This is a genomic window from Paenibacillus rigui, assembly GCF_002234615.1.
Classification (GTDB): domain Bacteria; phylum Bacillota; class Bacilli; order Paenibacillales; family NBRC-103111; genus Paenibacillus_S; species Paenibacillus_S rigui.
Map to the genome: position 1 here is coordinate 56,596 of NZ_NMQW01000003.1, position 21,183 is coordinate 77,778.

A 21,183-nucleotide genomic window follows, 5' to 3' on the forward strand; every position below is an offset into this window, starting at 1 on the left:
CTTAATCCCTCTTTGTCGTTGTTTTATAAATCAATGCGGCATTATAACCGGCGCCAAAGCCATTGTCGATGTTTACCACAGATACACCGGGAGAGCAGGAGTTCAACATGGCCAGCAGTGCGGCAATCCCGTTAAAGCTTGCTCCGTAGCCGATGCTGGTCGGAACGGCTATGACCGGCTTGGCGACAAGGCCTCCGATCACGCTTGTAAGGGCTCCTTCCATACCTGCGGCAACGACGATAGCGGTTGCATTCCGGATCACATCAAGCCTCCGGAACAGGCGGTGAATGCCGGCAACGCCAACGTCGTAGATCCTTTCCACACGGCAGCCTAAATGCTCTGCCGTAAGAGCCGCTTCCTCCGCCACAGGCAGGTCGGAGGTGCCTGCGCATACTACGGCAATGTAATCGGTCTCTTGGGATGGGACAGCCGCATTCGGCTTCACCCAGCTCAGTACGCGTGCTTCTGGATGATAGGACAGGTCTGCGATTTGCGATTGGATAAATTCCGCCTTGTCCTTACTGACCCGGGTGGCAAGCACACGGTCATTGTGCTCCATAAACCTTTGGAAAATCATGCAAATGTGTTCCGCTGTCTTGCCCTCGCCGAAGATAACCTCGGGAAAGCCGGTCCGTCGCTCGCGGTCCACATCGAGCTGTGCGAACCCGAGGTCGTCGACGCGGTACCCTTGCGAGCCCGATGCTTGGGCGATTTCCTCCAGATGCTTTTGGGCCTCGGCTACATCCAAATCACCGGAGCGCACCAACTTTAAAATCGATTCAACATTTATCATATGAAAGCCAGTCCTCCGCAGTGGTATGTATAATTTGCTGTCGTGAATATACGCCCTCCTAGTTTATCACAATTCAAAAGGAAAGTGGATTGTTACGTCTTTCGTTGATATAATAGCTTCAAGAGTATGGACAAAGAGAACGAGAAAGCAGGGACCTATGGCATGTCTACTCAACCTATAGAACGCAAGCCGGATTGGCTTAAAATTAAGCTGGCGACAGGCGACAATTTTAAAGAATTAAAAAATATGATGCGCGGCAAGACGCTGCACACGGTATGTGAGGAAGCCAAATGCCCGAACATTCATGAGTGTTGGGCGAATCGGACGGCCACCTTTATGATTCTGGGCGATATTTGTACGAGGGCCTGCCGGTTTTGTGCAGTGAAGACAGGCTTGCCTACGGAGTTGGATCTCGGGGAGCCGGAACGGGTGGCCGAAGCGGCTGAGCAAATGGGCCTCCAGCACGTTGTTGTCACGTCTGTAGCAAGGGACGATCTGGCGGATGGCGGCGCTTCGATTTTTGCGGCGACGGTTACAGCGATCCGTAAAAGATTGCCGATGTGCAGCGTGGAAGTGCTGATTCCGGACTTTTTAGGCAATGAACAGTCTTTGCGGACGGTGCTTGAAGCAAAGCCGGATATTTTGAATCATAATGTGGAAACGGTTGAACGTTTGTCCGATAAAGTACGTGCACGCGCGAAATACCGCAGATCGCTGGAGCTGCTGGAGCGCTCCAAGAAGATCGCGCCATCCATTCCGACCAAATCGAGCATTATGCTCGGCGTAGGGGAAGAGTGGAACGAAATTTTGCAGACGATGGACGATTTAAGAGCGGTGCAGTGCGACATTATGACCATCGGACAATACTTGCAGCCGACGACGTCGCATTTGCCGGTTACAGCGTACTACACCCCTGAGCAGTTTGCAGAATTGAAAGGGGAGGGCATGCAGCGCGGGTTCAATCATGTGGAGTCGGGGCCGCTTGTACGGAGCTCGTATCACGCCCATGAGCAAGTGAAATCAGCTCAACAGGCTTAGGAGGGATATACCCATTGATCCATATCGCCAATCGATCATACGAAGTGGTAGTTGATCACAAGAACGGCTGGAAGCCGGAAGCCTTCCGCGACCGTTACAGCGAGGTGCTGGAGCGGTACGATTATATTGTCGGCGACTGGGGATATAATCAGCTACGTTTGCGTGGTTTTTTCAAGGATACGCATCCGAAGGCGACGAAGGAATCATCCATAGCGACGCTTCAGGATTACCTGAACGAATACTGCAATTTTGGCTGCGCTTATTTTATTATCGAGAAGGTGCCGAACCGGCAGCAAAATCCGAATCAGCCTCCGGACGCCGCCGGTGCTGCTGAAGGAAATGAGTCGGAAGATGTGCATATTAACCTGGAAGAGACGGTTCATTCTTCCCAAGTGGCAAAGGTATATCCTCCCAAAGCGGCGGAAGCGGCCTCGACGCAGCCTCAGCAGGGGCAGCAGCCGGAAGCCAAGCAGCCGCAGCGTGAGAGGAATCATTCGCATAAGGATAAACCGAATCATCACCATCGCCGCGGTCAGAAGCAGCAGAGCCAAGGTCAAGCCCAGAACAACGGCAAATCCGCCAATACACCGAAGCCTCAGCAGCATGTTAAGCAGTGATACGACAAGCTTTCCTTACAATAGAGTGAACCGCTCAGCCAGCTCCTTTCGAGGGGCTGGCTTTTTATTGCAGCGAAATAATAAAGTCCCAACCCCGCAGGGTCAGGACTTATTTTCGCCGAGCGGCTCGTAGCCGATAAACGCTTCCCGCACACGGCTCCAGAATGGAAAGGGCCGGAAACGGGCGAATTTGACTTTTTTGCCTGCCGCCACCATGCTTCGGATCGACAGGATATCGTTTCGCTGCGTGTAAACATGATCGAGGGAAAGCAAAATATTTTGATTCGCTCTTGGATACATATCGCAATGATGATGCTTCGGTAAAATAATAGGGGAGCCCAAGGTACGGAACACCCGGTTGTTGATCGAAGCGATTTCCGCAATCTGTATGGCATCCAGAGAAGGGTGAACGATGGCCCCGCCCAAGCTTTTGTTGTAAGCCGTGCTGCCGGCCGGCGTCGAGATGCAGATGCCGTCGCCCCGGAACGTTTCCAGCAGCTCGTCATTAATATGAAGCTGAGCGACGAGGGTCGCATCTACGCCTTTCAGCGTAAATTCGTTCAGGGCCAGCTGCGTTTCAATCCCCTGTGCCGTCGTAATTTGGATTTCCACCAAGGGATACTTGACCACCCGCAGATCGTTTTGCTGTGCGGCTTCGCCCATCAACTCCGCAAGCAGCTCCACCTCATCAGGCTTCCAGTCCGCAAAAAAACCCAGCCTTCCGGTATGAATACCGACGAAGGCGATGGTTTCCAGCTGCTCCTTGTATTGATGAAAAGCGTGCAGCAGCGTGCCGTCGCCGCCAATGGAAAGCACCACATCCGGATGCTCCTCCTCATGAACCAGACCGTATTGTCCGATTAACCTATGAAAGGAATGCATAAGTTGAATAGAGATGTCGTCGCCGCGGTGAATCACGTTATATTTCAAGGTCTTTCCTCCTACACGGTTGATCGGGAGCAATATTCGTCAATTTGATGCGTAAGGCTTTCCGGCATATTGCGGAATTCAACGGCAATCCGGTACGAATCGCTGCTGAAATGAGCTACTCGTATAATTTCTCCATGGACGACAAACTTGTGCGGGTGATCCGGCAGCACGAAGCTCAGCTCCAAATATAACGGATAAAAAATACGCGTATTCGTTATGAAAGAAAGACCCCCGGCCGATATATCCTGGATATGTCCGGTAAAGGCAATGCCTTGGTGCGTGGAAGATTTGCGAATGCCGATAATACGGCACGTAAGCGGTGTCCGCGAGGACAGGTGGAGCCGCTGAAATCTCCGGTTCTGAAACATGCTTAGTTCCTGTGGTGCAGAAAGCTTTAAATAAATAATATTGCGTTTATTCTCCAATTGAAGCAGATCCACAAAAGCGTAATACAAAATGCCCCGTTCCCTGAATGAAAATTCAATGAAACAGACATGATGCAATTTTTCCAAAGGATTCATCGTGTGGAACTCCAAAGAAGCGACCATTTGCTCCTCATCCAACTTTTGGAGGGTAAACTGGTCCTCATAGCAAAACGGTGTGCCTTCTTTAGTTTCCCCGACTATAATCAGACTGCAGCTCATACGAGGAGCTACCATCTCAAGAGCTAACGCTTGGTTCCAATTCATAGAATCACCATAAATGAGTAGTTGTAAACATCATCCAATCCATACTCCCATCATAATCAATATTCGACAATAACACAATGGCAGGAATGCGCACGTAGTAAAAACGCCCCCCTCATACAGCCGGCGAGCGACTGGATAGGGGAGCGGGATACGGCTAAAGAACTATAGCGACGTTAGGAGCGGAAGCTCAAACGGAGTCGCGAAGTTAGCACTCACGGGGCGAACCCGAATGGAATAGTGAGCCTGATGCTGGAGGTGGGAAGGGATGCGGGCACGGTATAAAACGACGCGGTCCTCCAGCTCCCGGTACGGCTCCATCGGTACAACGACGGGATGCCAGCCATCCTTACGTTCCTCGTAATAGATGATTTCCACGGCCGTGTCTTTATACCAGACCGGGCCAAAGCGGATCGTGGCGGTGACATCCTTGAGCATATTCGCGGCATCTGTCGGAATGGAGGCGATTTTGACAGCCGTTCCTGCCGCTGGTTGACCTGTTCCATCCTTGATTTCAAGAATGCGAACGTGATGCCAATTGGATCGGATAAACTGCTTGAAGTCGGCTACCTTGGTGGCAGCGTCATGCTGATTTGCGAGAAATTTCAATGTCCGCGTGAGTGCCGGAATATAAGTACGGTTCGTATAATCCATGACCATGCGTTCCGTATTGAAGACTGGAGCGAGCGTCTGGATGGAGCGTTTCATCCGGGCAACCCATTGCTGCGGGAGCTTGCCTTGATTGTAGTACAGAGGCACGATTTCTTGCTCCAGCAGGCGGTATATCGATTCGGTATTTTCTTGCTCTTGCCTTTGCCAGTCCGCATCATTGGTGCCATGAATGCTCCAGCCATTGCTGCCGTCGTAGCCTTCCTCCCACCAGCCGTCCAGCACGCTGAAGTTAATGACTCCGTTCATCGCGGCCTTTTGTCCGCTTGTACCGCTGGCCTCGTAAGGCCTGCGCGGATTGTTCAGCCATACGTCAACCCCTTGCACGAGATGGCGGGCCATATTCATATCATAGTTTTCCAGCAGCACGATTTTACCGCGGAACCGGTCCATTTGGGAAACTTGGTATACCTGCTTGATCATTTCTTGACCGGGCAGATCGGCAGGGTGAGCTTTACCGGCAAAAATAAACTGCACCGGTCGCTGCTCATCATTAACGAGCCGATGCAAACGGTTCAAATCGCTAAAGATGAGGTTGGCCCGCTTGTAAGTGGCAAACCGCCGGGCGAATCCGATCGTAAGCGCTTGAGGGTTCAAATAGCTTCGCACTTCCTCCACCTTGTCGGCAGGCATATCATTTCGGCGGCGATGCTCCCGCAGGTTGGCCCTGGCAAAACGGATCAGCTTTTCTTTGAGCTCCATATGGACTCCCCACAACGATTCGGCGGGTATTATTTGAATGCCCTGCCACTGATCGAGATTGGCTTGATGCTTCAACCAGGTTCCGGGTAAAAAGCGGTCAAACAGTTCCTGCAGCTCGGGAGCAAGCCAGGTTCTCAAGTGTACGCCGTTTGTTATATGACTGATAGGCACTTCCCTTGCGTCAATATTGCCGTGGAACGACCGGAACATATCGCGTGAAACCTGGCCGTGCAGCTGGCTGACCCCATTGCGCAGCGCAGCCGTGTTCAAAGCCAGATGGGTCATATTGAATTGAGCCGAGCCCGCTGTGTTCCCCAGCTGAAGCCACGCTTGCTTGTGCTCGTTCCAACGCCTGAACAGGCTTTGCAGGTAATGCTCAACCATGGGCAGCCCGAAGGCGTCGTGACCTGCAGGAACAGGGGTATGGGTGGTGAAAATCGAGCTCGCCCGGATAATTTCAACGGCCACATGAAAGGGGACACCGGACTCCAGCTGCTCGCGAATACGTTCGAGAGCTTGGAAAGCGGCATGACCCTCATTAATATGGTATACCGCGGTAGGCAGACCGAGAGCGCGGATCGTTTTGACGCCGCCAATCCCAAGGAGAATTTCCTGCGCAATGCGGGTGTCCTGGTTGCCGCCATAAAGCTGGGCCGTCAGCTCCCGGTCCCATTCGGAATTGGCTTCCAGATCGGCATCTAGCAAATAGACGGCGTTGCGCCCGACCTGAATTTTCCACAGCTGCAGCAGTACCGTCCTGTCCGCAAGAGGGACTTGAATCGTAAGCCTTTCACCATTCTCGTTCTGAACGGGGAGGATAGGTAATTTGCTGAAATCATAACGGACCGTTTCGGTCTGCTGCTGACCCTCTCGATTGAACTTTTGGTTAAAATATCCTTTTTTATAAAGCAAGCCGACACCGACGAGCGGAATGCCCAGATCGCTTGCCGATTTGCAGTGATCCCCGGCCAAGATGCCCAATCCCCCGGAATAAAGAGGGAGCGACTCGTGAAAGCCGAACTCTGCGGACAAATAAGCGATGTAGGCCTCCGTATGCTGAGGGTACGTTTTTTGAAACCAGGTCGTTTGGGATTGATATTCGTCCCATTGCTTCATCACGCTCGTATAAAGCTCGGTAAATTCGGTATCCTGGCTTAACGACGCCCATACGGACGAATCGGTTTCCAGCAGCAAGCGAACCGGATTGTGCAGGATTTGATCCCAACGCTCCCGGTCCACCCGGGCGAACAGCTCCAGCGCCTCATGGTTCCAGCTGAACCAGACGTTGTAGGCAAGCTCGGGCAAGCGGTCGATCGCTTGAGGAAGCTTAAAGTCTATAAAAGGAAAACGGGTATCCATGCTTTTCACCTGACCTTTGCTTCTTGAAATGCACTGCCTTTATTATCTTGTTACACCAGCCGCTTCATACATCGTTTCAGTATGAGGTACACCACGGACAATACAAGGAGCCCTCCCAGCACCCAAACAAGTAAAGTCAGTCCCCACGGCAGAGCATAACGCCACCAGGTGGAGAGAGGGGCAGAGACGTCCAGTACCGAAGCGGATGCAGCCCAAGCGGTACGGGAGGATTCCATGGGTTTCCAGAGCACAAATACGGCGGTTGCCGCCAAAATACCGTGCACAAAGCGGGCCGTTACGAACGGCCAATATCTGAGATTCGTATGCTGCAGCAGGCTGACGATTTGCGCATGAACAGACAAACCCGCCCAGGAAAGCACCCATGCCGCAATGGCCGTTTTGTAAATCAACGGGATGTGTGTGCCGGCACCGCCCGCTGCCTTGGCGCCTAGGGTCACTTCAAAAAAACCGTTGGCCACCGCCTGGGACAGTGCCTCGGGAACGCCAAACAAGTGAAGTATCGCATTTATCCCTATGTAGCAAAAGTTCATGATATTCGCGGAAGTCATCACCTCCATGACAACCGAGAAAAAAACGACCAGGCCGCCGACCACCATATTCAGCTGCAGCGCGGACCGGATGCCCTGCAGCAGCATTTCCCCCAGGGGACGGCCGTCCCTCAGCCGCGCTTGGTGCATCGTTTCAAAAGCACGGAGGAGAAGGCTCCCCGAGGGGGCTTGCTGAGGAGCAGCATGGGCCGTATGCGCCGAATGGGCTGCGAGTGAGGGCTTGCCTCCATGGAAGCGCATCAGGAGCCCGAGAACGACGGCAGAACCGTAGTGAGCCGCTGCTAGAACGGCTGCAAGGCTCGCGTCATGAAAAAAACCGACGGATACGGCGCCAATCAGAAAAAGAGGGTCCGACGAAGTGGTGAAGGCGACCAGACGTTCACCCTCCTCACGGTTGACGAGCCGCTGGTCCCATAATTGGGAGGTCAACTTGGCAGCGACAGGATAGCCTGCGGCGAAGCCCATCGCCATAACGAAGCCGCCGATTCCCGGAATACGGAACACGGGACGCATCATAGGATCCAGCAGGGTGCCGAAGAAATGGACGATGCCTACGCCAAGCATCATCTCCGAGATGACGAAGAACGGGAACAAGGCAGGGAACAGCACATCCCACCAGATGGCGAGACCCTTCAGTGAGGCACGCAACGATTCGGACGGGAAAATGACCATCAGACACATGAATGCAAGCAACAAGAAGGCAATCAAGTAGACCGCTGCAAATTTTTTAGGTTTCATACGGGGCCTCCTACAACGTAGACGAGCTGCATTGCTCTCATCTGTACATATATGTACGAAGGGAGATAGACATGCCTAATATACCTAATGGGCATCCTTTATAAAGTCATATCGTGAGATTCGGCGAATAACTGCAAGTAGAACCAAAGGACAAGCAAATATAAAAAAATAAGCAGCCCTTTTAAATTTGCTGAAATTTCACTCAACTTATGGTACAATAGTACCAATATGAGAATGGAGTTGATCCTTATGATGAGCGTGATTGCTGGGATTCTCGTATGTGCATTTGTATACGTCATTAGGGAAACGTTAATGACCTCCGGCGAAGAGGATTTGGAGGGTTAACGAAATGGATAGCTTTAGCGGTTTCTGCACAGGTTTAGGATGCTAATCGCACGCGAATTAGCATCTTTTTTTGTGAGGTTTTATGAAGTTTTATGAATCTAATGAGGGGAGGGACTTCTTTTGTCCGACAAGCCAGATTTGCAGCAAGAGCAAGGGCAAGACAACACGCCTTACCACGTGATGGGCGGGGCTGACACGATCCGCCGGATGGTGGATGCCTTTTACCCGCTGGTGCAAGCCCATCCTCTCCTGGGGCCGTTGTTCCCGGAGGATATCGAACCGGTGAGGGACAAGCAGTTTTTATTTTTAACCCAATTTTTTGGCGGCCCGCCTTTATATTCGGAGCAATACGGACATCCGATGATGAGGGCGCGGCATCTCCCATTTGAAATTACTCCGCAGCGTGCGGAAGCATGGCTGAGCTGTATGAAGCAGGCGCTGGAAACAATCGGGATGGAACCTGAGCTGCGTGCTTTCGTCTTGGACAGACTGAGAGGCCCGGCAACTCATTTTATTAATACAGAAGCCTGAGGTGCGCAATGATTGCGCACGCAGTACATCATGTAGAGAGCAGAGGATGTGAGCCAGTGGTCGAGCCGTTATTTCAAGTCAAAGTGGACTGCGCTTATTGTGAAACTTCGTTTCAAACGTCCCGTGTGCGTCCCAGCTTCAAGAAAGCAACGCAAACGGATACGGATTTTTGCATCCATTACAAAGATGTGAATCCGGATTTTTACGTGGTCCGGGTATGCCCTCAGTGCGGCTATGCAAGCACCGAAAATTCATCCACTACGTTTACGCCTGCGCAGCGGGAACTTTTCAAAGAGAAGGTTGCCGCGAACTGGACCTTGAAGGATTATGGGGGCGAACGCAATTGGGATGTTGCACTGCACACGTATAAGCTCGCTTTATTGTGTGCACAGCTGAAAAATGAGAAGGGGCGCATCATCGCCGGTTTGCTTCATCATATCGCTTGGTTATACCGGTACAAGAAGGATGAACAGCAGGAAAAACGGTTTTTGCAGTTCGCCCTGGAAGCGTACACCACGGTATTTGAAACGGAAGGCAACGAAGTGAATAACGCGCGTCTGATGTATTTGCTTGGAGAGCTCAACCGGAGGCTGAAGCATTATGTAGAAGCGGTCAAATGGTTTGGTCGCGTTATTAACGACAAGAGGATTATGGACGCCGGCATGATTCGCGCTTCCCGTGAACAGTGGGCAGTTACGAGGGAAGATATGCTGGCGGATAAGCTGGAATTGCCGGAAGTCATGAATTCGTCTCAGCCCTGAGGTGAAAATAGTATAAGGACAGGTTAGCGCTGATGGCGCAGAGCCTGTCCTTTTTTTGGTGGAGCAAAATGCATCAACCGGAAACGAAAGACCCTGTAGGGGGAACGGCAGCGTTTTCAATGGTGAAGTCAGCATAAAAGGTAAACCGGTTTTTGCCAAGAGCTTTAGAGGTATATAGGGCCTCATCCGCTTCGGAAATAATACGCAGCAGCTCATCGTGCTGGTTGCGGGATATGGAGACGCCAATGGATATGGTAGTCGTACTGAGGTCTGTTCCATACACCGTATGGGAAGCGATAGCGTCGCAGAGCCGTTGGGCATAGTCAGATAGCTGCTCAGGGTCGGTGGTATGACTCATCAGGATAAATTCTTCCCCTCCGTAGCGCGCCAGGTAGTCTTGTTCATGAATTGCAGCGCCGAGCACTTGCCCGACTTCCCGAAGCAGCTTGTCTCCTTGCAGATGCCCATATGTGTCATTGTATTTTTTGAAATTATCAATGTCGATCATCATGATAGTGACCGGGTGGAAGCGTGCCGTATTCCTGGCCATGTTCATAAAGCTTCGAAGATTAGGCAAGCCTGTGAGCCCGTCCTGATTGGCTTGCAGCTCCAGACGACGCTGAAGGATCAAGGATCGGTTGTCGTCATTGTACATCATGATCAGTACCCATACGGCAGCGACGGTTAACAACAGTAAGAAGGCATTGGAAATGAACCAATCCACGGATGTTTCCTGTTCAAGGAAAAGGCTTAGGAGCATTCGTACAGATACGAGCACCGCAGAAATTTTGATGCCATCGGCATAAGGAATCATTTTGCAATATTGATGAGGATCTTTACGGAAAAACAAGGAGCTGACCACAGCGGGAAGAATAATGCTCTGGATGATCTGGACATAGGTGAGTGTGAGTGGTTCTTGGATTTCAAGTACATACAGGGCCGGCAGGATTGTGGAGGGCAGAGCCACTTTCCAGCCGAAGCGCAAGCCGGCCATAATGATCGGCGCAAAACAAAAGCATGCCGCCAGCCTTTCGTCGGGCAGAGGCGGAATCATGAGAAGTATGGAGGCAAAGCCTGTCAGGAGCGACGCGATTATCGTCTCGTACCGCTCCATAAACAGCCGGTTTTTCAATTTTAAGGCGACATAGCTCAAGGCTATAAGTATGCAGGCGTTAGTAAAGGGAATTAAATACATCGATTTCCACTCCTGGTCCGGGCCGGCATCCGCTGCAGAAACGTGTAGGTAGGTCAGTGTCGGTTTCTTAAAGGCTGCTGAGCGAGCAAATAGTCCCGGTCCGCATCGACCAGGGTTACCCGGCTGTGGCAGCAGGGGAACACAAGCAATCGCTTTACTCCGCGGGCTAGCTCGGGAAGATCCTTCTTCTTAAAGGGAAGCAGTACGTTAGACTTGCCGCAAAAAGGGCATTCATTGACATAAACATCTTGCTGGATTATTTCATAAGGCCACGTGTTTTCAAAAGGAATCATGTCAGGACTCCTGCTTAGAGTCAGTGGAAGGATGTGATGAATCGTCACTTGGCGTGCTTTTGGCAAGCTCGGCCAGCTTTTGTAATAGAATGTGCTGAGGCATATGCATGAGATGCTCCAGAGGTACGTTCAATTGCTTGGCCAGTTTCTGGGCGGTTTCGGGCGAGATCTGTAAAGGTTTCATGATGTAAATTCACTCCTGTCAATAGATCTATAGTCACCATTTAATCACAGTGAGTGGGAAAATTCAACCAGAATTTGGTTAATCGCCATTTTGGCTCACGCATGATTTATGGTTTAATATGTATTGTAACTAATTTTAATGAAAGGTGCGATGCTGAAATGCAAAAGCCATTGCAGCAAACCTGGAATTTGGAAACATTTTTCCCTGGAGGGAGCTCTTCCCCGGCGTTTCAAACCTTTCTTGAGGACATCGAAAAGCACACTGCCCAACTGGAGAAGCTCCTCGATGAATTGAAAGCGACCCGTGCGGGGGAGTCGGCAGTCTTGCCCGCACTGGAGCTGCTTCAAACGATTGCGAAGCAAACAAGAGAAGCGGATTCCTTCGTCGCCTGCCTTGCTGCGGAGAATCAAGCGGATAAAAAGGCGCTTATCCTGGCAGGACGCATCAAAACCTTGTCAGCCGCTTATGCATCGGCTTTGACCCGATTCGATCAAATGCTGACCGAAATCGGTGACGAGGCATGGGGAGCGTTCGTAGCGCGGCCGGAGCTGGAGGGAATTGCCTACCCGTTGACGGAGCGGAGAGCCTTGGCTGCAGATAAGCTGCCCCCGGAGCAGGAGGCGCTGGTGAATGATCTGGCGATCGACGGCTATCACGGCTGGGGAGAAGCCTACAATACGACCGTTAGCAAATTCGTCATAGCGTATGAAGAAAACGGCAAGCAGGTGGCCTTGTCTGCCGGCCAGGCTGCGAATAAGATGCACAGCCCGGATCGTGCCGAGCGGGAGCGGCTGTTCCGGCTGTGGGAGACACAGTGGGCCGAGCATGCCGACTACTGCGCTGATGCGCTGAACCATCTCGCGGGATTTCGCCTTAAGCTGTATGAGCGCCGCGGTTGGGAGTCTATACATAAAGAGCCTTTGGCCATAAACCGGATGTCCAAAGAAACGCTGGATGCCATGTGGGGAGTTATTGACCGCGGGAAGGATATCTTTGTTCAGTATTTGAACCGTAAAGCGAAGCTTCTTGGCGTGGAAAAGCTGAGCTGGTATGACGTTGAAGCCCCTGTAGGGGAAGGCAGCAAGCATTTTAGCTACGATGAGGGGGCGGACCTGATCGTCGAGCAATTCCGCCGCTTCAGCCCGAAGATGGCTGAGTTTGCAATCAAGGCCTTCGAGGGCGCCTGGATCGAAGCGGAGGATCGTCCGGGCAAAAGACCCGGAGGCTTCTGCACCTCGTTTCCGATCGCAGAGGAGACGCGTATTTTTATGACCTACGCCGGAACAGCCTCCAATGTAGCTACGCTGGCGCATGAGCTGGGGCATGGCTACCATCAGCACGTCATGAACGATCTGCCTGCCCTCGCGCAGGAATATGCGATGAACGTAGCGGAGACAGCGTCTACGTTCGCGGAGATGGTCGTGGCCGATGCTGCCGTGAAGGGCGCTGCCACCGAGGAAGAGCGATTGACGCTGCTTGAGGATAAAATCCAGCGCTCCGTTGCATTTTACATGAATATTCATGCGAGATTTCTGTTTGAAACCCGGTTCTATGAAGAACGCAGCAAAGGAATCGTGAGTGCGGAGCGGTTGAACGAGCTGATGGTGGAAGCACAGAAGCAGGGCTATAAGGATGCATTGGCTGAATATCATCCACATTTCTGGGCATCGAAGCTGCACTTTTACATTACCGAGGTTCCTTTCTACAACTTCCCGTATACCTTCGGCTACATGTTCAGCACAGGCCTTTATGCCGAAGCGCTTCGTCAAGGCGAGGCATTCGAGGGAAAATATATTGCGCTGCTGCGCGATACGGGCCGGATGACGGTTGAGGAGCTGGCGGAGAAGCATCTTGGCGTCGACCTGCGCAAGCCGGATTTCTGGCAGCGTGCAATGGATTTGTCGGTCGAAGACGTGGAGGCTTTTATGCGTTTGACGGAGGGGTGAATGTGATTGCGTAATTATACGTGCTCAAAAGCAAGGGGCTGCAGGGAAGGGGAGATGTCTCCGGTCGCTATTGAACTCGTGAAATTTGAATTATACCCGCTGCGGTTATTTCACGAGTTTCAAAGGCGAACGCTCCGCTCCTCTGACACTTCCCTTTCCCTTCCGCTGGGCTTTTGAGCACGTTCTTCTGTTCCTCCAGCGCATAGCCTTGCGCCTGCGGTGTCAAAAGCAAATAAACCACAGAGTCTTCGACCTGTGGGTAGAAGGAAGTCACCAGATGAGGCATCATCTGGTGCATATAACAAAGAGGCCGGGAAATGGTGATCCCGGCCTTTTCTCCCATTCACAGGTTTCAACAGCGGCTGGAGGGGGATGCCCTCTCCATCACAACCAATAACTACAGTTTAAATACTTGAATCGTCTGCTGGAGCTGAGTGACCAGCTTAATCATTTCCTCGGATTGCTGAACAATGGCCTGCACCGAGTTAATCTGTTCGTTCATGGAGGCGGATACTTCCTGCGTTCCCGCAGCCGATTGCTCGGTAATCGCCGAAATGCTCTCCATTGTTGCCGAAATGCGTTGGGCGCTGCCAAGCATCAGCTCGCTCTCGCGGGCAAAGGAAGCGATTTGCTCGGAAATAAATTTGACGCTGTTGACGATATCGGCGAAGATGGCTTCCGTTTCCTCAATCAGCTGCGTTTGCGTATGTACGATTTGTTCATTCGTTGCAATGTGAGTCAGGGCTTGACGTATCCCTTCCTCAATGCTGCGTACGAGCTGGAACACTTCCTTGGTCGAGGTGGTGGACTCCTCAGCCAATTTACGGACCTCCTGGGCAACAACGGCAAAGCCTTTGCCATGTTCTCCGGCACGTGCCGCTTCGATCGAAGCGTTAAGCGAAAGCAGGTTTGTCTGCTCTGCGATGTCGGAGATGGTTCGGGTAATTTGGGAAATTCCCCCGGCCTGCTCAGCCAGCCGATCTATCGTTTGTGAGACATTGGAGGTGGCTTCGACATTGCGCTTCATCCCATGGCTTTGGGTTTCAACCGCTTGCAGCCCTTTTTCGACGAGGGCAATCATCTGGCCGGACCTGGTGTTCATTTGTTGAGTGGATTCGTTAAATGTATTGACTTTCTCTTCAATATCCTTGGTGGCGATCGAAATATCAGAAATCTCTTCGGAAATCTGGCTCGCTCCGGCAGCCAATTCATTGGAAGAGACGGCTACCTGGTCGAGGACGGTTTTTAAATTTTCATTCTTAAAATAAATGTCCCGGCTTGAATCGAATACATGCTTCGACATACTGCCGGTATCCCGCAAAATTTCGCGCAGCTTTTCCATCATTTTGTTGAAGGAGGTACCCAGCTCCCCGAGCGCATCATCGGTTTGGACAACAACCTTTTGGGAGAAGTCGCCCTTGGAGATGTTGAGTGCCACGCGTGAAATGTTGCTGATCGGTTCTGTAAGCGCTCTCTCAAACCAGTTGATAAAAGGAAAGGTGAGTCCCAGCATAATTACCAGAAACACAATGCCCACGATCGTATGCTCGCTTGATTGCAGAACAAAGGCAAGCAGTGCAAGGGAATAAATAGCTACCAGCAGGTAGCAGCCCAATTGCAATTTCTTCTTAAAAGATAAGCTTTGGAACCAGTTCATCAGCACGTCCCCTTTTGGAGTTTTTGTTAAATTCTTCTATGTGCAATTATAGCACTACCTAGTACTATGGTCTATAGTCCAGGTCCTATGGATTGTCGGAGCGGCAAGGAAAATATCGAAATTTGGCCATCGTCCTGGTTTCTTGTGGCAGGGTTGTGCGGTCTTAGCGCTTCTTATATAGTGAAAGGTAAGCAAGGAATGTGCCGTTAACCGAGGAATGGATACGGATTATACAATTATGGAAAGGGGATGGTGGAGTGTGTTTTTTGCTATCCAAGGAATCCATCATGTGAGTCTAATTGTTCGTGATTTGGATAGAGCGAAAGCATTTTATGGAAATGTGCTGGGGTTGAAGGCAATTGAACGGCCTCCCTTCGATTTCCCAGGGGCATGGTACGCTGTCGGACCCAATCAGCAGCTTCATCTGATTGTCCATCAGGGGGAAACGCTGCGTCAAGGAGGCATTGATACCCGGGACGGACATTTTGCGATTCGTGTAGCCAGCTTCAAGGAAACGCGAGGATGGCTTGAACGGCAAGGGGTACCATTCGAAGCAAGGCCCCATGCGAAAGCGGGTTTTCCACAAATTTATGTGCTGGATCCGGATCATAATGTTATTGAACTGAATGCAGATCAATTGGATGAATAAAATATACAAAATGAGACAATAGGCGCAGGACTATTGTCTCATTTTGTATATTTTTGTTGAATTATAGGAAGTTTTCTGAATATTGTAATTAATTGTTGATTCCTAGGAATGATTTACATATAATAGGGCTACAGCCCTAGAAAATGCAAATAATACCATTTTAAAAAGATAGGAGGATGTTAATGATTTTAGAAAATGTACCTTTGGCCAGACAGCTTGACATCGTATTCAGGGAGATTAAGGGCGAGCTGGCTCAGCTGACCTCAGGGACGGTTTTTGTACAGATCCGCAACAATGCTGTGGGCAAATTCGGGGTTCGAGCGTTCCCGATTGAAAGCAGGGGGGATGAGCTGATGAGAATGGATTCCGGCTTGTCCGAGAGAGATGTACAGTCCTTTCGTCAAACCGCTGTGGAATCGTTGAAAATGAAAAGGTGGTCGCATGGAGAAATATTGTTTGAGTTTGCTATGAAGAAAAATTTGCTTTGCACCAGCGTATCTTTCGAATCCAATTATAATATGGCAAGTGTGTTGGCTGATCCAGAACATAGAAGAAGATAATAGAGCATACCGCAATCATTTATTGTTTATTCCTATGATTTTATCATTCATACCGCTCTCCGTTTGGGGGGCGGTTTTTTCATTTGAGATGGGAGCGCAAGAAAAAGGCGACCCCATGGCGGAGTCACCCTTGCCTAAGTATAAAGGGTAAATCATTATCTGGAGAACTTGCCTGCTAATTGCTGTTCAGCAATTTGAACTAGACGACGAGTGATGTGGCCACCGATTGCACCAGTGTCACGAGTTGCCATGAAACCATAGTAACCGTCTTGAGGAATTTGAATACCCAATTCCTGTGCCACTTCGTACTTCAATTGATCCAAAGCAGAGTTCGCTTGTGGAACGACCAAAGAGTTGCTGCTGCGGGATTGTCCTTGTGCCATTGTAATCACCTCCGTTCATAAGGTAGTATGTACCAAAACGTAAAATATACGCATTCAAAAATTGGAAATTTCAACCACGCGAATATCAATTAAAGGAAGTGCTTCTTGCAGGCCTGGCAAAGGGAAAAATAGCCTCAGCTGTCGGCCGGGTTGGTTTTTAGCTATACAAAGGCTTTCATTTTTTCTTATAATATCAGAATAAGAAAAATCAGATGGGGAGGAGGGATCCGATGTTTTCGCTCCTTTGTTCGAATTGGTCATGGGACAAGGATTTACAAATCATTCATGCCGACGTGAGGCTTGAAATCGACGGGGAAATATTAATCGATGAGCCTCTATGTGTGGACGTAGGATTACCGGCCCTGCTGCTAAGCGTTAATCATGAGGTGGAGCCCAATCGATGGGCGCCGGCACAGGAATGGAGCAAGATGCCATTCTTTTGCTGCGGCTGCGGTGACCCTGAATGCAGGGGGTATTCTTTTCGCGTGAAGCATAAGAGGGCAGAGGATGTTGAGTTGACCGAGCTTGAGGAACGGGAGGGAGGACAATCCAAGGAAATGGGTTCTTATCGCGTCCCATATGAGTTATATAAGAGCGTTGTGCATGGGATTGCTCGAGAATATCTGGATTTTGTAGAAGGATTGGATTACCATCCTTATTTTGCCGATACGGTGAAGGTGGTAAAGGACCTTTTGCAGGCTCAGGATAAAGTGGAATAAAAATGAAAAAAATAACAGCGCCCCTGATAAACAAGCTGCTGTCCCGCTGAAAAAAAGTGGGAAGCGGTTAGCTTATCGGGGGCGCTTATTTTCCATTTTAAGGTAACGCTTATTCGATTTTATAGCTGATTTCCAGCTTCACTTCAAGATCAAGAACAGCCCCGGGCTCGATCGATTGAACGCCGGTTACATCGGCAGGAAGCGGAATATTCGGCGCGTTCGTCACCCAGGTGTAAGGCTCAAGGCAAATAAAGTCACGGGCTTCGCCCTTCGTGAAGATAACCCATTGCTTGAACAGTCCGGAGCCGCTGTAGCGAATTTCAAGCTCGTCGTCGGATAGCCATGCTGTACACGGGTTGCTGCCGATTTGGAATACGGTATCCAGACTTTGCCCCTCCAACGAAATACCATGAACGATCGGCTCCAGGCTGCCTAATGGAATGATGCGGCCTAGCGGAATGCTGTGTGCATCCAGCTCCCAAATGCCGCTGACCGGTACTTGCAGCTTCCAGCTTTCCGGCTTTCCATTGAGCAAGAACCAGGTGTGCAGGCCGTAGCCGAACGGAGCAGGCGTGGCGCCTTTGTTCCGAACCTTCAGCCGATGGCTCAGGGTAGAGCCTTTCAGCACATAAGTGACTTGCAGCTCCAACGCATGGGGGTACTGACGCTGAACGTTCGTATCCTCGCTTAAATCAATCGCGCAGGTGATGAACAGCCCGTCTCCATTGTCACCGGACTGGACGACAGTCCAAGGCTGGCTTCTCAGCATACCGTGAATATGATGTCCCGTCGGTGTATTCACATCGAACTGATAGGCATGCCCGTTGAGCTCAAACCGTCCTTCACGGATCCGGTTCGGCGGCATCAGGATGGGGGTGCCGTATTGAACCGGAGCGCCGGCCATTTCCTCCGGAGCAGCCGGTACGCGGAGCAGCTCGCGCTGCAGCCTTTTATCCCACAGGCTGTACACATTGTTACCGATTTGCGGACAGATGGATACGATGAGGTGCTCATTTTCAAGCGTATAGGCAGGAACTCCCTGCCAATCGATTTGTCGAATCATATTACAGACCCCTAACTGTCAAATTTTTCAGCTTCCAAAATCAAAATTCGGATACACATATTGGGCTTTAGCCGGCTCTGCTTTTGCAATTTTGTCGACTTTAATTTTCATGATATCCATGTCGTTAAACCTGGTTTTCTCAATCGTTCCGGTAACGGTAACCCAAGAATCGCTGGGGAAATTGGCTGCGCGGTCATATTCGACCAAAACCCCGAACGGTGATGCGTCGGCGGAGCAGCATTGAATCGAGAAGCGGCCAACAACGAATTGATTGCTTTGCATCTCTTCCTGACGGTATACGAAGCCGGTTAATTCAAGCTTTTTCCCGACAAACCGGTCCAAATATAAATCTACCGTAGACAAGGTTTCCATGTAAAGCTCTTCCTTTACTTTAATCAAATCGGATTGATATAGCTGCTTGGCATATTTGGCGTAATGCTCGGTAAACTTATCGGACGGAAACAGTTCACCTTGTTCAGTTGATGCAGCCGGGGCGGGCAGGGCAGGTCCCGTCGTTTTGGCTGACCCGGGGGCAGCCGATGAAGCGGCTCCGCCATTCCCGGTTGAAGGAGCAGGCGGTACAGCCGGAGGTGACGCAGGGGTGCCTGCGGCCTCTTTTTTCACACTGCTTGCACTGCTGAGGTTCATTCCTTTCTTCGCCGCCAAGGAGCTTCCCATGGTTGAATCCGGCAGCAGAAATCCAAGCAGCAGCGGGAAAATGAAAAGACCGTAAAACACGGTGTTTTTGAGAATGGACGATGAAGGAGTATGATCATGATCGCAGTCGCAGGTTACGGACCGTTCCCAGAACGAACCAAAGGCTAAATACGCCTGATATACAGCGATTGCATACAGCGCGATAGCGGACCATTTGACATAATCGACCATTCGAGGGGCTATGTAATACAGAATATAATCGGTTTTGACCAAGTAGGCGATGTAAACGGCAAAGCCAAAGAGGATGGCAGCTTTAATGAAATGATGCAGACTTAATATACGGGAACTCACGCTCGCACGCTCCTTTGTATCTTATGACATGAAAAACAGGCGCTCGAACAGCAGCGAGCCGAGCAGCACGACCACGACCACCAGGGCCGAGAGGGCAAGAACGAACCTGGTGCGGAATGCGGATAAGAGCATCAGCACGCTTTTGATATCGAGCATCGGTCCGAAGACGAGGAACGTCAGCAGGGAGCCGGTGGAAAAGGTGGTGCTGAAGGAGGAAGCGACGAATGCATCCGAGGTGGAGCAAAGCGACAAGACGAAAGCGAACGCCATCATGAACAAATGGGAGCCCAGCTCCCCCTGTCCGATGGATACGAGGCTGTCGCGCGGCACCAGTGTTTGAATGACGGCGGTGATCAGGGCACCGAACATCAAATATTTGCCCATATCAAAAAACTCGTCCGATGCATGACCCAGCACGCCGAGCATTCGGCCCGCTATGCCTTTGCCGCTGAGATGGATATGCTCATGATGGTGATGCGCATGGTCGTGTCCGTGATGGGAATGATCATGGTGGTGATGTGCATGGTCATCTCCGTGATGCGAGTGGCTATGTCCGTGCTGGGCATGCTCATGCCCGTGAAGCTGTGCGTTATCAGGAGGCTGGCCCTGCTTGCTATGCTCGTGATGCGTATGTATGTTTGGCAGTGCGGTTCGCAGCGGGTTGCCCCGGAAGAAACGGTAGACGATGAGTCCGATCGCCATGGCTACTGCAAAGGCCAATGCCATGCGGGAATAAGCGATTTCCGGGCGGCTGCGAAAAGCCATGTAGGTGGAGGCATATACGACGGGATTTATAATAGGCCCGACCAATATGAAGACGACGGCAATGTAGACGGGCATGCCTTTCTTCATCAGACGGCGTATGACCGGAATCATTCCGCATTCGCATAACGGAAAAATAATCCCGACCACACAAGCGAACAGAATGCCAAGCACCGGGTTGCGGGGCGTTAATCGGCGAATGGTCTGCTCGGTGACGAACATTTGGAGCAGGGCGGATAATAAGACCCCGAGCAAGACGAACGGGAAAGCTTCCAAAATGATGCTGATGAATAATGTTTTGAAGGTTTGCACATTATCGCTAGAAAGGAAGGAGAAATCCGGCAGTTCTCTTTGGGTGAAAATAAGGAAAAGCATAATAAAACTAAGAAGTGCCAGCACATTGGTACCCCATCGAAGGATCATCGTTTGCAAGGCTCGGCCGTCCTTTCTATTCGTAATAATTACTTTTAATGCCCGGTAATCATTATATCTTATGCGGCTTGTCACGTATATAGGACATGCAGAAAGACAAATATTAGCTGCATGGGCCATTGAAAATGGAAAAAGAAACGGTACCGGGGGAGAGTTGACAGCTGCTGTTCGTTTTGTTTATGATGAGAAAAAGCAATGACAGGAACAAGTAAACGTGCGCTGATTCTTTCAGAGAGCCGGTGGCTGCTGTGAACCGGTAGATAGGCTTCGTTGAATGGGTCCTTGAGCTGATGGTTGAACTTTTGCGGGATGGAAGAGACTGCAGCGATTAAGCTAATGCAGCTGCCACAGGGCACATCGTAGGTTTCACCGCAAAACGAGGCCGGTTCGGGTACTCTCCGTTACAAGAGGTTGAGGCTGGAGTCTTGACGCATCGCCGCAGCGCGCTGTCGTCTGTACAAGAGCGAAATAGGGTGGCACCACGGTCCTTCGTCCCTTACGACGAGGGGCCTTTTTGTGTTGAGGTGTCCCGGGAAGGGCTCATGGAAGGGCTGAGGGAAGGAAGGGTTCAGGGAAGCCCTCCGGGAAGTCCGG

General features: G+C 50.9%; 21 protein-coding genes and 1 other annotated feature. Of the genes, 8 read left to right on the top strand and 13 right to left on the bottom strand.

The genetic code is table 11. The features are described 5' to 3' along the window. Position 1: 1 nt before the first annotated feature. Complete coding sequence (gene larB / locus CF651_RS04040) at positions 2–793, bottom strand: nickel pincer cofactor biosynthesis protein LarB (RefSeq protein WP_094013578.1); 792 nt, start codon at positions 791–793, stop codon at positions 2–4. 162 nt (positions 794–955) lie between these two features. Here larB and lipA point away from each other — a divergent pair, with 162 nt between their 5' ends. After that, the gene (lipA, locus tag CF651_RS04045) at positions 956–1,831 is read left to right on the top strand and encodes a lipoyl synthase (protein ID WP_094013599.1); all 876 of its coding nucleotides are present in this window, start codon (positions 956–958) and stop codon (positions 1,829–1,831) included. A gap of 14 nt (positions 1,832–1,845) precedes the next feature. Further along, positions 1,846–2,448, top strand: coding sequence for a YutD family protein (locus tag CF651_RS32735; RefSeq protein ID WP_245855685.1), 603 nt, complete (start codon positions 1,846–1,848; stop codon positions 2,446–2,448). A gap of 102 nt (positions 2,449–2,550) precedes the next feature. On the opposite strand, the gene CF651_RS04055 is transcribed toward CF651_RS32735, so the two are convergent. The 4 genes from CF651_RS04055 to ylbJ form a co-directional block, all read right to left on the bottom strand. Beyond that, entirely contained in the window at positions 2,551–3,378 is an 828-nt protein-coding gene (locus CF651_RS04055) for an NAD kinase (RefSeq protein WP_094013579.1), read from the bottom strand. Between the two features lie 11 nt (positions 3,379–3,389). Next, positions 3,390–4,067, bottom strand: coding sequence for a flagellar brake protein (locus tag CF651_RS04060; protein WP_094013580.1), 678 nt, complete (start codon positions 4,065–4,067; stop codon positions 3,390–3,392). Positions 4,068–4,229: 162 nt separating this feature from the next. Next, positions 4,230–6,794, bottom strand: coding sequence for an alpha-glucan family phosphorylase (glgP, locus tag CF651_RS04065; protein ID WP_094013581.1), 2,565 nt, complete (start codon positions 6,792–6,794; stop codon positions 4,230–4,232). Between the two features lie 50 nt (positions 6,795–6,844). Beyond that, a complete protein-coding gene (gene ylbJ / locus CF651_RS04070) occupies positions 6,845–8,101 on the bottom strand; it encodes a sporulation integral membrane protein YlbJ (RefSeq protein WP_094013582.1) in 1,257 nt (418 codons plus the stop codon). 525 nt (positions 8,102–8,626) lie between these two features. Here ylbJ and CF651_RS04075 point away from each other — a divergent pair. Both CF651_RS04075 and CF651_RS04080 read left to right on the top strand, forming a co-directional pair. Then, on the top strand, positions 8,627–8,977 hold the full coding sequence (locus CF651_RS04075) for a globin domain-containing protein (protein ID WP_179232675.1): 351 nt from the start codon (positions 8,627–8,629) through the stop codon (positions 8,975–8,977). A 56-nt stretch (positions 8,978–9,033) separates the two neighbouring features. Then, the gene (locus CF651_RS04080) at positions 9,034–9,738 is read left to right on the top strand and encodes a DUF2225 domain-containing protein (protein WP_094013583.1); all 705 of its coding nucleotides are present in this window, start codon (positions 9,034–9,036) and stop codon (positions 9,736–9,738) included. A 73-nt stretch (positions 9,739–9,811) separates the two neighbouring features. Here the strand turns inward: CF651_RS04080 and CF651_RS04085 are convergent, their stop codons facing one another. The 3 genes from CF651_RS04085 to CF651_RS04095 are packed head-to-tail and all read right to left on the bottom strand — an operon-like array spanning position 9,812 to position 11,410. Continuing rightward, entirely contained in the window at positions 9,812–10,933 is a 1,122-nt protein-coding gene (locus CF651_RS04085) for a GGDEF domain-containing protein (protein ID WP_094013584.1), read from the bottom strand. A 53-nt stretch (positions 10,934–10,986) separates the two neighbouring features. Further along, positions 10,987–11,226, bottom strand: a complete 240-nt coding sequence (locus CF651_RS04090; RefSeq protein WP_094013585.1) for a hypothetical protein — start codon at positions 11,224–11,226, stop codon at positions 10,987–10,989. A gap of 1 nt (position 11,227) precedes the next feature. Continuing rightward, complete coding sequence (locus tag CF651_RS04095; RefSeq protein ID WP_094013586.1) at positions 11,228–11,410, bottom strand: YycC family protein; 183 nt, start codon at positions 11,408–11,410, stop codon at positions 11,228–11,230. Between the two features lie 158 nt (positions 11,411–11,568). On the opposite strand from CF651_RS04095, the gene CF651_RS04100 reads away from it, so the two are divergent. Continuing rightward, entirely contained in the window at positions 11,569–13,356 is a 1,788-nt protein-coding gene (locus tag CF651_RS04100) for a M3 family oligoendopeptidase (protein WP_094013587.1), read from the top strand. Between the two features lie 397 nt (positions 13,357–13,753). Here the strand turns inward: CF651_RS04100 and CF651_RS04110 are convergent, their stop codons facing one another. Next, positions 13,754–15,013, bottom strand: coding sequence for a methyl-accepting chemotaxis protein (locus CF651_RS04110; protein WP_179232673.1), 1,260 nt, complete (start codon positions 15,011–15,013; stop codon positions 13,754–13,756). Between the two features lie 238 nt (positions 15,014–15,251). On the opposite strand from CF651_RS04110, the gene CF651_RS04115 reads away from it, so the two are divergent. Beyond that, positions 15,252–15,662 carry a VOC family protein gene (locus tag CF651_RS04115; protein WP_094013602.1) on the top strand — a complete coding sequence of 137 codons (411 nt, stop codon included), beginning with the start codon at positions 15,252–15,254 and terminating at the stop codon, positions 15,660–15,662. A 182-nt stretch (positions 15,663–15,844) separates the two neighbouring features. Continuing rightward, complete coding sequence (locus tag CF651_RS04120; protein ID WP_094013589.1) at positions 15,845–16,222, top strand: O-methyltransferase; 378 nt, start codon at positions 15,845–15,847, stop codon at positions 16,220–16,222. A 155-nt stretch (positions 16,223–16,377) separates the two neighbouring features. Here CF651_RS04120 and CF651_RS04125 read toward each other — a convergent pair whose 3' ends face one another. Beyond that, positions 16,378–16,605 (bottom strand): alpha/beta-type small acid-soluble spore protein, encoded by a 228-nt coding sequence (locus CF651_RS04125; RefSeq protein ID WP_094013590.1) that lies wholly within the window; start codon positions 16,603–16,605, stop codon positions 16,378–16,380. A 230-nt stretch (positions 16,606–16,835) separates the two neighbouring features. Here CF651_RS04125 and CF651_RS04130 point away from each other — a divergent pair, with 230 nt between their 5' ends. Then, positions 16,836–17,324, top strand: a complete 489-nt coding sequence (locus tag CF651_RS04130) for a hypothetical protein (RefSeq protein ID WP_094013591.1) — start codon at positions 16,836–16,838, stop codon at positions 17,322–17,324. 109 nt (positions 17,325–17,433) lie between these two features. Here the strand turns inward: CF651_RS04130 and CF651_RS04135 are convergent, their stop codons facing one another. From CF651_RS04135 to CF651_RS04145, 3 genes are read right to left on the bottom strand one after another with little or no spacing between them, the layout of a single operon-like run. Next, positions 17,434–18,387, bottom strand: a complete 954-nt coding sequence (locus CF651_RS04135) for an aldose 1-epimerase (protein WP_094013592.1) — start codon at positions 18,385–18,387, stop codon at positions 17,434–17,436. 27 nt (positions 18,388–18,414) lie between these two features. Continuing rightward, a complete protein-coding gene (locus tag CF651_RS04140; protein WP_094013593.1) occupies positions 18,415–19,395 on the bottom strand; it encodes a TIGR03943 family putative permease subunit in 981 nt (326 codons plus the stop codon). Between the two features lie 21 nt (positions 19,396–19,416). Further along, on the bottom strand, positions 19,417–20,589 hold the full coding sequence (locus CF651_RS04145; protein WP_094013594.1) for a permease: 1,173 nt from the start codon (positions 20,587–20,589) through the stop codon (positions 19,417–19,419). A 186-nt stretch (positions 20,590–20,775) separates the two neighbouring features. Continuing rightward, positions 20,776–21,089, top strand: a binding site (T-box leader). Positions 21,090–21,183 lie beyond the last annotated feature (94 nt).